General features: G+C 60.0%; 11 protein-coding genes. 6 read left to right on the top strand and 5 right to left on the bottom strand.

All coding sequences use genetic code 11. The features are described from left to right. The first annotated feature begins 185 nt into the window (after positions 1-185). The 6 genes from ACZ9IM_RS27115 to ACZ9IM_RS27090 all read left to right on the top strand — a co-directional run bounded on the left by ACZ9IM_RS27115 (position 186) and on the right by ACZ9IM_RS27090 (position 7,799). On the top strand, positions 186-2,309 hold the full coding sequence (locus tag ACZ9IM_RS27115; protein ID WP_427625977.1) for a TonB-dependent receptor plug domain-containing protein: 2,124 nt from the start codon (positions 186-188) through the stop codon (positions 2,307-2,309). 1 nt (position 2,310) lies between these two features. Next, entirely contained in the window at positions 2,311-3,243 is a 933-nt protein-coding gene (locus ACZ9IM_RS27110) for an ABC transporter substrate-binding protein (RefSeq protein ID WP_427625976.1), read from the top strand. Then, the gene (locus ACZ9IM_RS27105) at positions 3,240-5,141 is read left to right on the top strand and encodes an ATP-binding protein (RefSeq protein WP_427625975.1); all 1,902 of its coding nucleotides are present in this window, start codon (positions 3,240-3,242) and stop codon (positions 5,139-5,141) included. The genes ACZ9IM_RS27110 and ACZ9IM_RS27105 overlap by 4 nt, the downstream gene beginning before the upstream one ends. 247 nt (positions 5,142-5,388) lie before the next feature. Then, positions 5,389-5,904 carry a 3-hydroxyacyl-[acyl-carrier-protein] dehydratase FabA gene (gene fabA, locus ACZ9IM_RS27100; protein WP_003179264.1) on the top strand — a complete coding sequence of 172 codons (516 nt, stop codon included), beginning with the start codon at positions 5,389-5,391 and terminating at the stop codon, positions 5,902-5,904. Between the two features lie 11 nt (positions 5,905-5,915). Further along, positions 5,916-7,136, top strand: coding sequence for a beta-ketoacyl-ACP synthase I (fabB, locus tag ACZ9IM_RS27095; protein ID WP_123495910.1), 1,221 nt, complete (start codon positions 5,916-5,918; stop codon positions 7,134-7,136). Between the two features lie 474 nt (positions 7,137-7,610). Then, positions 7,611-7,799 (top strand): hypothetical protein, encoded by a 189-nt coding sequence (locus ACZ9IM_RS27090; protein ID WP_008011665.1) that lies wholly within the window; start codon positions 7,611-7,613, stop codon positions 7,797-7,799. 161 nt (positions 7,800-7,960) lie between these two features. Here ACZ9IM_RS27090 and ACZ9IM_RS27085 read toward each other — a convergent pair whose 3' ends face one another. The 5 genes from ACZ9IM_RS27085 to cysM form a co-directional block, all read right to left on the bottom strand. Beyond that, positions 7,961-8,503 (bottom strand): DUF2058 domain-containing protein, encoded by a 543-nt coding sequence (locus ACZ9IM_RS27085; protein ID WP_008074959.1) that lies wholly within the window; start codon positions 8,501-8,503, stop codon positions 7,961-7,963. A gap of 28 nt (positions 8,504-8,531) precedes the next feature. Continuing rightward, positions 8,532-9,365: a nucleoside triphosphate pyrophosphohydrolase gene (mazG, locus tag ACZ9IM_RS27080; RefSeq protein ID WP_429547669.1), complete on the bottom strand. Its 834-nt coding sequence runs from the start codon at positions 9,363-9,365 to the stop codon at positions 8,532-8,534. Positions 9,366-9,512: 147 nt separating this feature from the next. After that, positions 9,513-11,756 (bottom strand): GTP diphosphokinase, encoded by a 2,244-nt coding sequence (gene relA, locus ACZ9IM_RS27075; RefSeq protein ID WP_123495904.1) that lies wholly within the window; start codon positions 11,754-11,756, stop codon positions 9,513-9,515. 128 nt (positions 11,757-11,884) lie between these two features. Continuing rightward, positions 11,885-13,237 (bottom strand): 23S rRNA (uracil(1939)-C(5))-methyltransferase RlmD, encoded by a 1,353-nt coding sequence (gene rlmD / locus ACZ9IM_RS27070; RefSeq protein ID WP_476225453.1) that lies wholly within the window; start codon positions 13,235-13,237, stop codon positions 11,885-11,887. Further along, the gene (gene cysM / locus ACZ9IM_RS27065; RefSeq protein WP_007899067.1) at positions 13,237-14,139 is read right to left on the bottom strand and encodes a cysteine synthase CysM; all 903 of its coding nucleotides are present in this window, start codon (positions 14,137-14,139) and stop codon (positions 13,237-13,239) included. Before cysM ends, rlmD begins: the two co-directional genes overlap by 1 nt. Positions 14,140-14,195: the final 56 nt, after the last annotated feature.

Genomic DNA, 14,195 nt, shown 5'->3' with positions numbered 1-14,195 from the left:
TAATCCATACCAGTGGCGATGCCGGCATTATACGGAGCGGCCCGGTCGCGGCCAGCCCCAGCATCAATTACCGACACTTGTAGGAAGAAGACCAAGAAAACCGAGGAAAATGCCCATAACGTGACTGGAAAAGTCTTTGCGCTCGGTTAACATGCGCGCCAACTAATCGCTATCAAGGCCGTGCCGTGTCTTTTGGCTTTCCCTGCCCTCGCTCGCCGCTGGTATTGGCGCTGATCTTCAGCTCGCCATTGCTGGCCGACGACCTGTTCCTCGACAATGATCCGTTGCCGCAAGTGCTGACGGCGACACGCCTGAAGCAGTCGCCTGCGGCCGTGCCGGGGAGCATGACGGTGATCGACAGCGAACTGATCAATGCCAGCGGCGCGCGGGACATCAGCGAGTTGCTACGGCTGGTGCCGGGGATGATGGTCGGCAATATCAGCGGCAATCAGGCGGCGGTGAACTATCACGGCACCAATGCCAGTGAAGCGCGGCGCATGCAGGTGTTGATCGACGGCCGCTCGGTGTACCGCGCCGGCCTGGCCACGGTGGACTGGAGTGATATTCCGGTGGCCATGGAAGACATCGAGCGCATCGAGGTTTTCCGTGGCCCGAACACCGTCAGCTACGGCGCCAACGCGCTGATGGCGGTGGTCAATATCATCACCCGCAAACCGGCCGACAGCCACGGCACGCGGCTGAAAGTCACCCGTGGCCAGCGCGGTATCAATGATTTCTACGCCAGCCAGGGCATGGGTTGGGACAGCGGCGACTTGCGTCTGTCGCTGTCCGGCCAACAAGACGATGGCTTCGACTCGAACCGCACCGGTGCCGATTACCGCGACAGCCGTCGCTTGAACCGCTTCAGCCTCGCCGTCAGCCAGACGCTCAATGAAAACCAGAGCATCGACTGGCAACTGAATGCCAAGGACGGGACCAACCAGCGGCCCTATACCTATCGTCCCGTATTTTCAGGGATTACCGCCGCCGGGAACAATTCCGACGTCATCGCCAAGGACTATGCCGGCTCGCTGCGCTGGAATCTGGACATCAATCCCGATCACAGCCTTTATATTCAAGGCTCGGCGCAACACTGGGATCGCCAGCAAACCTGGCGAGCCTGCGATGCCGAGGTCTCGTTCAGCCCGGAACTGACCCAACTTTGGCAGCTCAATCCCAATTACACCGAACGTCTGGCGCGCAACATGAACCGCTACACCGGTTCGGGCGCACCGGCAGGAACTGCGGCTGAACGTGCGCTGGGCAATCAGGTACTGAGGCAATGGCAAAACGGCGCCCGGCAAACCCTCTGTGGCGATATTGACCAGAGTGCCCGGGAATCGCGCTACGACCTCGAACTGCAAGACACGCTCAGCCTGTCCGACAGTCTGCGGCTGGTCAGCGGCATGAACTATCGTTACGACCGGGCAGATTCCGAGACCTACTTCAATGGCACGCTCGACGACACCACCTGGCGGGCGTTCGGCCAACTCGAGTGGCGCGCCACCGAGCACTGGCTGTTGCAGGGCGGGGCGATGTACGAAGACACGCAATTGACCGGCAACTCGCTGACCCCGCGGGTGGCGGTCAATTACCTGATCAACCCGCGCCACGGCTTGCGCGCGGTGTATTCGGAAGCCATCCGTTCGCCGGACATGTTCGAGAACAACGTCAACTGGAGCTACCAGGTCACCAACCTGAAACCCAGTGCCTACGGCCAGTCCAGCGCCCGTTATTTCGTCAAGACCCGTGGCCCGGGCGACCTCGAGCAAGAACGCATGCGCTCTCGGGAATTGGGCTACAACGGCTACTTCGCAGAGTGGGGATTGGCGGTCGATGTGAAGCTGTTCTACGACGAAATCACCGGCATGATCAGTGAACCGCTACGCAACAACCAGTACATCGCCAGCAACTCGAACAGCTCGCGCTTCACCGGGACTGAAACCCAACTGGATTGGCGCGTCAGCAGTGCCGATCGTTTGCGCCTGACCTATGCCTATGTCGATGCGCAAGCCAGCAACCCGCTGGATGCACAACAGACTGCGCGCAACAGCGGCTCCGCCGGTTGGCTTCGCAACTGGGGCCTGGGCTGGAACAGCGCGCTCTTCTACTATGGTGCCGACGCCCTCAACGGGTATCGCTTCGAACGGGTCGACACCCGCATCGCCAAACGCATCGGTTTGGGCAAAGCCAATCTGGAGCTGGCCGGGGTCCTCCAGCAACGCCTCGACAATCAGCCCACCACCTTCGTCGACAACAACTACGACGATCGCCGAGTGCTCTACTTCAGCGCGGAGCTGGAGTTCTAAGATGCAACATCGCCCGTCACCGAAGACGCCAACCCTTGGCCGCCTGCTGGCGGGGTTGTGCCTGGTGTTTATCGGGCTGCTGTGCAGTCTGCCGGCACGGGCCGCCGACATTCTGCTGACTGGCGCCGAGGGCAATCCCGGCGTGCAGTCTTTCGTTCAAGCCCTCAGCGAGTTGCGCCCCACCGACAATGTGCGCTTCCAGCTTGTCGCCAGCCTGCCGGCGCCAGGCCAATTGCCCGTCGACACCCGCCTGGTGCTGCTCGACTTACCCAGCCTCGACTGGCGCCTGCAAGACGCCCAAGGCCCGGCGACGCTGGTGTTGCGCATCAGTCGTTTGCAAGCCCATCAACGCTTGGGCAATGACCTGCCATCGCACCTGAGCCTGCTCTGGAGCGATCCGCCGCTGGAGCGACAGTTGCGCCTGACCCGACTGCTCCTGCCTGAGGCCCGCCGGGTCGGTGTGCTTTTCGACAGCCACAGCGAATTCCTTTTGAAAGAACTGCGTCAGGCTGCCCTGCCCTTGGGCCTTGAAGTGGTCACCGAGCGTTGGGAAAACACCCATGACAGCCGCCCCTTGCAGGCCCTGCTGAAAAACAGTGACGTGCTGTTGGGCCTGGACGACCCTGATCTGTACAACCCGAAAACCGTGAAAAACTTGCTGCTCAGCAGCTATGCCCGGCAACTGGCGTTGATCGGTCCCAACGCAGCCTTTGTCAGGGCCGGTAGCCTGGCCAGTACTTACAGCGACCAGAACGATTGGCTGAAGATTCTCGACGAACTGCTCGACCGCCCCTCGAACACCTGGCCACGCGCACTTTATCCGCAGCACTTCAAGGTCTTGAGCAACCCGCAAGTGGCTCGTTCACTCAGTATTGAACCGATGAATGAAGCCTCTGTCGCAACACAGCTGGCCGAAGGAGAACACCGCCCATGACCTTCCGTCGCGGTTGGGACATCAATACCCGCACCCAGATCATCAGCCTCGGCCCGGCCCTGTTGCTGACCTTGCTGCTGATCAGTTTTTTTACCTTCGTGCGAATCCAGGACCTGCGTCAGGAACTCAATCACACCGGTCAGCTAATCGCCAATCAACTGGCGCCGGCCACCGAATACGGGGTGATTTCAGGCAACAACGAGGTGCTCGAGAGTTTGCTCAAGGCCACCCTGGCCACGCCCAACGTACGCTTTCTGGAAGTACAGGACAGCACCAACCGGATTCTGGTGTATGTCGAGCAACCGTCGGAAGCACACAATCGCTCGCATCAAGTCGAAGTGTTCCAGGCGCCGGTGCGCCTGCAACGCATCGCGCTCAACAATGACTTTTTCCAGAACAGTCGTACCGTTGCCAGTGCACCGGGCGAGGATTATCTGGGCCGGGTGATCGTCGGCCTGTCCAATGACGCGTTCAACCAGCGCCAGCAGGAAATCCTCTTCAAGGCCGGGATCCTCGCCTTGTTCGCTCTGCTGTTTACATTTCTGCTGGCCCGGCGCCTGGCCAGCAGCCTGTCTCAACCGATCCACGACATCGGCAATGCGGTCAAGGCGATCCAGGAAGGCGACTACAAAACGCCCCTGCCGATTGTCGACGACACCGAACTGGGCGCCCTGTCGCAACACATCAACAACCTTGCCCAGGGCCTTGAGCAAGCCAGTCGTGAACAGCATCAGGCCATGGCGCAATTGATCCAGACCCGCGAAGAAGCGGAAAAGGCCAACAACGCCAAATCCGATTTCCTGGCGATGATGAGTCACGAGTTGCGCACGCCGATGAATGGCGTGCTGGGCATGCTGCAACTGCTGGAAACCACTGAGATGACCGAGGAGCAGATCGAATACGCGGCGCTGGCCTCGGAATCCACCGAACACCTGCTCAAAGTGATCAATGACATTCTCGATTTCTCGCGCATCGAGCGCTCGGAACTGGAGCTGGAACATATTCCGTTCAACCTCGCAGACCTGATCAGCAGCTGCGCCCAGTCGTTCCAGCACAGCGCGGTGCAACGCGGGCTAGACATGCAACTGCGGATCCCCGAAGACATGCGCACCCTTCAGGTTCAGGGCGATCCAACGCGAATCCGGCAGATTCTGGTCAATCTGGTCGGCAACGCGCTGAAGTTCACCGAACGGGGCCGCGTCACGATCGAACCGCAGTGGCAGTCCCTGGATCATGAACTGCTGTGGTTCACCTGCACCGTACGCGACAGCGGAATCGGCATCCCGCCCGTTAGCCTGGAGTTGATGTTCAACGCGTTCCAGCAGGCCGACAGTTCTATTTCAAGACGTTACGGCGGAACCGGGCTGGGGTTGCCGATTGCCCGCACCCTGGCTGAGCGGATGGGTGGCACCTTGCGCGCGCAGAGCGAAGAAGGCGTTGGCTCGGCGTTCACCCTGGAAATCCCTTTGGCGCTGTATAAGCAGCCACTGCCGGTGCTAACCCCGCGAGGGCATACCGGCGATGACCACGGCGAAGGTCGCAATGTGCTGCTGGTGGAGGACAACCCGGTCAACCGCACTGTTGTCGAAGCAATGTTGCGCAGTCTGGGCTTTACTGTCAGCGTCGTCACCGACGGTGCACAAGCAGTACGCAGTGCCGGGAATCTGACTTTCGAAGCGATTCTGATGGACTGCCGATTGCCGGTCATCGACGGCTACGAGGCCACCCGACAGATTCGTCAATTGCCCGGCTGCGCTGATGTGCCGATCATCGCCCTGACGGCCAATGCGTTGCAGGGTGATCGCGAAGCGTGTTTAACGGCGGGAATGAACGATTACCTGGCCAAGCCCTTCAAACGCACTGATCTGCAGCAAATTCTGCAGCGGTGGGTGCAGTAGAACAGGCCATTCGGCTATCTGCGACTGGCGTGAACGACGAAAGTGCGGCAGTCTTAGGCACCCGAACAGGCCCGAAAAGGGGCTTGAATAATAATTTCAGTGCACAAGTGTACATTCATGTCCTTGGTGCTGTGACTTTCACCACAACGCAATAGTCTATGAGTAGGCTGCTGACTCGAGGCATGAACGCTTCGATCGGCCGGGAAGATTCGCCCCACCCTGCCGCATGGACTATTGAGGAGCTCGCATGACCAAACAAAACGCCTTTACTCGGGAAGACCTGCTGCGCTGCAGTCGCGGTGAGCTGTTCGGCCCAGGTAACGCGCAACTGCCCGCCCCGAACATGCTGATGGTCGATCGCATCACCTTGATCAGCGAAGAAGGTGGCAAGTACGGCAAAGGTGAATTGGTCGCCGAGCTGGATATCACTCCGGACCTGTGGTTTTTCGCCTGCCACTTCGAAGGTGATCCGGTGATGCCGGGCTGCCTGGGCCTCGACGCCATGTGGCAACTGGTCGGCTTCTTCCTCGGCTGGCAAGGCCTGCCAGGCCGCGGTCGCGCCCTGGGTTCTGGCGAAGTAAAATTCTTTGGCCAGGTACTGCCAACCGCCAAGAAAGTCACCTATAACATCCATATCAAGCGCGTCCTGAAAGGCAAGCTGAACCTGGCCATTGCTGATGGTTCCGTGACCGTCGACGGCCGCGAAATCTATACTGCCGAAGGCCTTCGGGTCGGCGTTTTCACCTCCACTGACAACTTCTAAGGGTTATCCGCATGCGCCGCGTCGTTATCACTGGTCTGGGCATCGTTTCGTGCCTGGGCAATGACAAAGAGACCGTCTCCGCTAACCTGCGTGCAAGCCGCCCTGGCATCCGGTTCAACCCGGAATATGCTGAAATGGGTCTGCGTAGCCAGGTTTCCGGCTCCATTGACCTTCCCCTCGAAGAGCTGATCGATCGCAAGATCTATCGCTTCGTCGGCCATGCGGCGGCTTACGCCTACCTGGCCATGAAAGATGCCATCGCAGACTCCGGCCTGACCGAAGAGCAGGTTTCCAACGTGCGTACCGGCCTGATCGCCGGTTCCGGTGGCGCGTCGACCTTGAACCAGATGGAAGCGCTGGACATCCTGCGCGAAAAAGGCGTCAAACGCGTAGGCCCGTACCGCGTCACGCGGACCATGGGCAGCACCGTTTCGGCTTGCCTGGCGACGCCGTTCAAGATCAAGGGTGTGAATTACTCGATCTCCTCCGCGTGCGCCACCAGTGCTCACTGCATCGGTAACGCTGTGGAGCAGATCCAGTTGGGCAAGCAGGACATCGTGTTCGCCGGCGGCGGTGAAGAAGAACACTGGAGCCAATCGTTCCTGTTCGACGCCATGGGCGCCCTGTCCAGCCAGTACAACGAGACCCCGGAAAAAGCTTCCCGCGCCTACGACGCCAAGCGTGACGGTTTCGTCATCGCCGGCGGTGGCGGCATGGTCGTGGTCGAAGAGCTGGAACACGCCCTGGCCCGCGGCGCGAAGATCTACGCGGAAATCGTTGGCTACGGCGCGACCTCCGACGGCTACGACATGGTCGCCCCAAGCGGCGAAGGCGCCATCCGCTGCATGCAGATGGCCATGGCCACCGTCGACACTCCGATCGACTACCTGAACACCCACGGCACCTCGACTCCGGTCGGCGACGTCATGGAAATGAAAGGTGTGCGTGAAGTGTTCGGCGACAAGGCCCCGGCCATCAGCTCCACCAAGAGCCTGTCGGGTCACTCCCTGGGCGCCGCCGGCGTTCACGAAGCGATCTACTGCCTGCTGATGATGGAAGGCAACTTCATGGCGGGTTCCGCCAACATCGACGAACTGGACCCGGAAGTGGCAGACATGCCAATCCTGACCAAGACTCGCGAAGACGCCACCATCAACACGGTGATGAGCAACAGCTTCGGCTTCGGTGGCACCAATGCCACGCTGGTACTGAAGCGCTGGGCCGGTAAGTAATACCTCCCCCGCTACGCTGCACACAAAAACGCCCCGACTGGTTCGGGGCGTTTTTTTGCCTGTAAGAAACCAGGCATCACATCCATATGCGATTGGGCTTTTGTGGCGAGGGGGCTTGCCCCCGTTGGGTCGCGAAGCGGCCCTCAAACCTGCAATCGCTGGGTATCAGGCAAACCGTTATTTGCGACTGCTTCGCAGCCGAACGGGGGCAAGCCCCCTCGCCACAAAATCCCGCCCCTGCAGACTCTTCCTTTTCAGGCTTGAGCTGCGGTTTTTTGCCTCTTGAACATGAAACATTTGTCATGAAACTCAATGGCCTGCGACTGAATGTCGCGTATTTCGCGGGCTGCAGGACTTTTGCCGATTCTGCAAGAATGGGTTGCCGAACTCTGCCGTTTACTTAGCCAGCTAACAAAACATATAACGGAGGCCTGCACACGCCTTGCTGCAGATAACAGAGATTGGAGCTAGCAGATGACTGTAAAAGTAACTGAACGCGACGATTCACATATGTCCCATGAAGGCATCGCCGCCGGTATCCGCATCTGGGATGTACATCAACAAGACCTGTTGGTCGGGATGTTCCACTCCGAGACCGAAGCCCACAAATACAAGGCCGAACTTGAAACACTGGAGCAGCAGCGCGAAGCGCGTTCTGCATAATGACCGCATTGAAAACGACAAACCCCTGAACCAGTGAGAAATTGTGGCGAGGGAGCTTGCTCCCGCTTGAGTGCGTAGCACTCACAAAAATCGGCAATTGCTGCCAGATTTTCAGGGCCGCTACGCAGCCCAACGCGAGCAAGCTCGCTCGCCACAAAGGTTTACCACATCAGATCGTCAGGAATCTGATAGGCCGCGTACGGATCGTCTTCGGTGCTGACTTCTTCTGTCTTCACATTCAGCTGCACGATGCGCTGTGGATCGCGCTCCTGAATCTTCAGGGCCGCTTCACGAGGGATCACTTCGTAACCGCCAGCGTGATGCACGATCGCCAGCGAACCGCTGCTGAGCTTGTTGCGCATCAGCGTGTTGACGGAGATGCGCTTGACCTTCTTGTCGTCGACGAAGTTGTAGTAGTCCTCGGTGGTCAACTTGGGCAGGCGCGAGACTTCGATCAATTGCTTGACCTGGGCGGCGCGGGCCTTCGCTTCGGCTTTCTCCTGCTGCTGACGGTTCAGCTCCTGGTCGCGCTTGACCTTCTCGGCCATGGCTTCCTGAGCGGCACGCTGCTGGGAGTCATCGAGTTCAATCTGACCTTTGTGGGCCAGACGTTGCTGCTTCTGCTTCTCTTTGCCGACCTGTTTGGCCTGCTTTTGATTGACCAGCCCTGCTTTGAGCAACTGGTCGCGAAGGGAAAGGCTCATGGTGCTTATTTCTCACTTAGGCAACTGCTCAACCGCAGCTGGGCAAATTCTTTTCCTGACGTTTGGCTTCGCCCCACAAGGCGTCCAACTCTTCGAGGGTGCAATCTTCTATGGGACGGTGGGTGTCGCGCAATGCCTGTTCGATAAATCGGAAGCGTCTTTCAAACTTTGAGTTCGCACTGCGCAGTGCGGTTTCCGGATCGACCTTGAGGTGCCGAGCCAGATTGACCACGGAAAACAGCAGGTCGCCGACTTCATCTGCAATCGCTGCCGAGTCATTGTCGGCCATGGCTTCGAGCACTTCATCGAGCTCTTCGCGAACCTTGTCGAGCACCGGCAAGGCGTCCGGCCAGTCAAAACCGACCTGCCCTGCGCGCTTCTGCAGTTTTGCCGAACGGGACAGCGCCGGCAACGCAGCAGGCACATCGTCGAGCAAGGACAACTGCTGCGGCGCCGAAGACTTCTCGGCACGCTCTTCAGCCTTGATCTCTTCCCAGCGTTGCTTGACCTGCTCTTCATTCAGACGCGGGATGTCCAGCGGCGCATACAGATCACCGGTGGGGAACACGTGAGGATGACGGCGGATCAGTTTGCGCGTGATGCTATCGACCACACCATCGAACTCGAAGCGCCCTTCTTCCCGTGCCAACTGGCTGTAATACACCACCTGGAACAACAAGTCGCCCAACTCCCCCTGCAAATGATCGAAGTCCCCGCGCTCGATCGCATCGGCGACTTCGTAGGCTTCTTCCAGGGTGTGCGGGACGATGGTCGCGTAGGTTTGCTTGATGTCCCACGGGCAGCCGTACTGCGGGTCGCGCAGACGGTTCATCAGGTGCAGCAAATCTTCAAGGCTGTACATCAATCACTCTCACTGCAAAACCCTTGTGGGAGCGGCGGTGCGACGATTCGACTTGCTCGCGAAAGCGGTGTGTCAGACAACATTGATGTCGACTGACACTCCCTCTTCGCGAGCAAGCCCGCTCCCACATTAGATCGGCGCTCATCATTACGGCGTGCGGTTACGGCGGGTTTCGATGATGTTCGGTAACTGGGAAATCCGCCCCAGCAACCGCCCCAGCGCATCCAGCCCCGGAATCTCGATGGTCAGGGACATCAACGCCGTGTTGTCCTCTTTGTTCGAACGGGTGTTGACCGCCAGCACATTGATCCGCTCGTTGAGCAGCACCTGCGACACGTCACGCAGCAGACCGGAACGGTCGTAGGCGCGAATGATGATGTCCACCGGATAGGTGAGCACCGGCACCGGGCCCCAGCTGACCTGGATGATCCGCTCTGGCTCGCGTCCGGCCAGTTGCAGCACCGAGGCGCAGTCCTGACGGTGAATGCTCACGCCACGGCCCTGGGTGATGTAACCGACGATCGCATCCCCCGGCAGCGGCTGGCAGCAGCCGGCCATCTGGGTCATCAGGTTGCCGACGCCCTGGATCTGAATGTCGCCACGCTTGCCCGGTTTGTAGCCGGTGGCTTTGCGCGGGATCAGTTCCAGCTGTTCGTTGCCGCGTTCCGGCTCGACCAGTTGCTGCGCCAGATTCACCAATTGCGCCAGGCGCAAATCGCCTGCGCCCAATGCAGCGAACATGTCCTCGGCGGTCTTCATGTTGGCCTTCTCGGCCAGCTTGTCGAAGTCCACCTGCGGCAGACCGAGGCGATTGAGTTCGCGCTCGAGCAAGGTTTTACCGGCCGCGACGTTCTGATCGCGGGCCTGCAATTTGAACCAGTGAACGATCTTCGCCCGCGCCCGCGAGGTGGTGATGTAACCCAGGTTCGGGTTCAGCCAGTCGCGGCTCGGCGTGCCGTGCTTGCTGGTAATGATCTCGACCTGTTCACCGGTTTGCAGGCTGTAGTTGAGCGGTACGATCCGCCCGTTGATCTTGGCGCCGCGGCAGTTGTGACCGATTTCGGTGTGTACGCGGTAGGCGAAGTCCAGCGGTGTCGCGCCCTTCGGCAAGTCGATGGCGTGACCGTCCGGGGTGAAGATATAGACCCGGTCCGGCTCGATATCGACCCGCAGTTGTTCGGCAAGGCCACCAATATCACCCAGCTCTTCGTGCCACTCGAGCACCTGACGCAGCCAGGAGATTTTCTCTTCATAGTGGTTCGAGCCGGACTTGACGTCGGTGCCCTTGTACTTCCAGTGCGCGCACACGCCCAGCTCGGCTTCTTCGTGCATGGCATGGGTGCGGATCTGCACTTCCAGCACTTTGCCTTCAGGGCCGATCACCGCGGTGTGCAGCGAGCGGTAGCCGTTCTCTTTCGGGTTGGCGATGTAGTCGTCGAACTCTTTCGGGATGTGCCGCCACAGGGTGTGGACGATGCCGAGCGCGGTATAGCAGTCGCGCATTTCCGGCACCAGCACGCGAACCGCGCGCACGTCGTATATCTGGCTGAACTCCAGACCCTTGCGCTGCATTTTGCGCCAGATCGAATAGATGTGTTTGGCCCGACCGCTGATGTCGGCATCGACGCCGGTGGCCTGCAACTCTTCTTTGAGTTGGGTCATCACGTCGGCGATAAAGCGCTCGCGATCCAGCCGTCGCTCGTGGAGCAACTTGGCGATCTGCTTGTACTGGTCAGGCTCAAGATAGCGGAAGGACAAGTCCTCCAGCTCCCACTTGATGTGACCGATACCGAGGCGGTGGGCGAGCGGCGCGTAAATGTCGAAGACTTCACGAGCCACGCGGTTGCGCTTCTCGTCGTCGGCGGTTTTCACCGCGCGGATCGCGCAGGTGCGTTCGGCCAGTTTGATCAGCGCGACGCGCACGTCGTCGACCATGGCCACCAGCATCTTGCGCAGGTTCTCGACCTGGCCTTGAGTGCCCAGCACCAGGGATTGACGGGGGCTCAGGCTGGCGCTGATCGCCGCCATGCGCAACACGCCGTCGATGAGTTTGGCGACCACCGGACCGAAGCGCTGGCTGACCGCCGGCAACTGGATCTGGCCTTCGCGCACGCCGCGGTACAAGACTGCCGCGACCAACGAATCCTGGTCGAGTTTGAGGTCGGCGAGAATCTCGGCGATCTCAAGGCCCGTGCGGAAACTCGAGGTCCCCTCGGACCACAGATTCTTCGCCGCATTGGCTTGTTGTTCGGCCTCGCGAGCGAACTCGCAGGCTTCCTTCAAGGCTTCGCGATCCAGTGCCAGATCGACACTGACCGCATGATCGAGCCAAGCCTCGAGGTTGATACTGCCGTCAGTATTGATCGGCTGGTGTGCTCTCACCTGTACCATCTTGCTTTACCTTCCCTACGACGCAGATTCAATGCGTCAAATCGCTGACCTTCGCTACCCGTGTGCACTCGCGGGGCTAAGACGAATGCGCTTTGCACGAGCGGGTCAGTCGGACCAGACGAGCCGTCCTAGCTCGCTTCAAATAACGCCATGGCCTCGACATGTGCCGTCTGAGGAAACATATCGAGAATCCCGGCACGTTTTAACCGGTAGCCCTGCTTGATCAATTCGACTGTGTCGCGCGCCAGCGTTGCAGGGTTGCACGACACATACACCAATCGTTTGGCGCCCAGGGACGCAAGCTTGCGCACCACCTCGAAAGCGCCGTCGCGAGGTGGGTCCAAGAGTACCGCACAAAAGCCTTCATCGGCCCATTCGGCATCGGCCAAAGGCTGGGATAAATCGGCCTGAAAAAACTTTGCATTATGCAGATTATTGCTGACAGCATTCGCGGCGGCACGCTCGACCATCGCCTGCACGCCCTCCACCGCCACCACTTCGCGAACGGTTTTGGCCAGCGGCAAGGCAAAGTTGCCCAACCCACAAAACAGGTCCAGAACCCGCTCATCAGATTTCGGTGCCAACCACGCCAACGCCTGGGCCACCATCGCTTCGTTGACCCCGGCGTTGACCTGAATGAAATCTCCCGGCCGATACGCCAGGTTCAAGTCCCACTGTTCAAGGCGATAGCCCAGCGACTGATCGGCCTCGACCGGTTGCGGCTCGCCGTCACCATGCAGCCACAACTGGGCTTCATGGAACGCGCAGAATTCCTTGAGGATGGTCATGTCGGCTTCGGACAACGGCGCCATGTGCCGCAGCAATACCGCCAATGACGAACCGCTGAACAACTCCACATGCCCCAGCGCCTGAGGTTTGCTCAAGCGCCGCAGCATCTCCGGCAAGCGGGTCATGATCGGTTGCAAGGGCTGTACCAGCACCGGGCATTCGTTGATGGCGACGATGTCCTGACTGCCGGCAGCACGGAAGCCGACTTCGAGTTTTTTCGCTTTCATGTCCCAACGCACCGCCACTCGGGCGCGACGACGGTAGCCGAATTCCGGACCGCTCAACGGCGCTGCCCACTCTTCAGGTTCGACACCGGCAACCCGCGACAATTGCTCGGCGAGCATGCGCTGTTTCAGGGCGAGCTGTTCGTTGTGGGGCAAATGCTGCACGCTGCAACCGCCGCAGCGAGCGGCATGAGCGCACGGTGCCGGGCGGCGCAATTCACTGGCCTGGAACACGCGCTCGGTGCGCGCCTCGACCACTTTGCCGTGGGCACCCAAGACCCGCGCCTCGACGTCTTCACCGGCCAATGCGCCGATGACGAACCAGGTGCGACCTTCGAAAAACGCGATACCGCGACCGTCATTGGCCAGGCGCTCAATGGTCAAGCGCTGCTTTTTGCCGGTCGGGACGTGCGGGGCCTTGCTGCCGCCTGTGGGCTGGAAGCGCAGGCCTCTCTCTTGCCTGGCCATCAGTTGGGCGCGTCGAAAATGCCGGTCGACAAGTAACGGTCGCCACGGTCGCAGATGATCGCGACGATCACCGCGTTTTCAACTTCTTTGGACAGGCGCAGCATCGCCGCCACGGCACCGCCCGAAGACACACCGCAAAAGATGCCTTCTTCGCGTGCCAGACGACGGGTCACGTCTTCGGCTTCGCTTTGCGCCATGTCGACGATCCGGTCCACGCGCTCGGCCTGGTAGATCTTCGGCAGGTATTCCTGCGGCCAGCGACGGATGCCCGGAATCGCCGAACCTTCCATCGGTTGCAGCCCGATGATCTGCACGTTGTCATTCTGCTCTTTCAAGTAGCGCGAAACGCCCATGATGGTGCCGGTGGTGCCCATCGAGCTGACGAAATGAGTGATGGTGCCTTCGGTCTGGCGCCAGATTTCCGGACCGGTGGTGGTGTAGTGCGCCTCGGGGTTGTCACCGTTGGCGAACTGATCCAGCACCTTGCCGCGGCCTTCGGCTTCCATTCGCTGGGCGAGGTCGCGAGCGCCTTCCATGCCTTCTTCCTGGCTGACCAGAATCAGCTCGGCGCCATAGGCCGTCATGGCGGCTTTACGCTCGGCGCTGGAGTTGTCCGGCATGATCAGGATCATCTTGTAACCCTTGATCGCGGCAGCCATGGCCAGGGCGATCCCGGTGTTGCCCGAGGTCGCTTCGATCAGCGTATCGCCAGCGTGGATCTGCCCGCGCAATTCGGCGCGGGTGATCATCGACAGCGCCGGACGGTCCTTGACCGAACCCGCCGGGTTATTCCCTTCGAGCTTGAGCAAAAGGGTATTGCTGGTGGCGCCAGGCAGGCGCTGCAAACGGACCAGCGGAGTGTTGCCGACGCAATCGGCGATGGTTGGGTACTGCAAGGTCATGGCGTATTCGCAATCCAGACTGCGGGGGCGCCTATCATACCGGCAAACGTGCGCAG

The sequence above is a fragment of the Pseudomonas sp. TE12508 genome, from assembly GCF_056279485.1.
The sequence above is the reverse complement of the archived record's forward strand: the minus strand, read 5'-3'. Positions and strand labels throughout refer to the sequence as shown.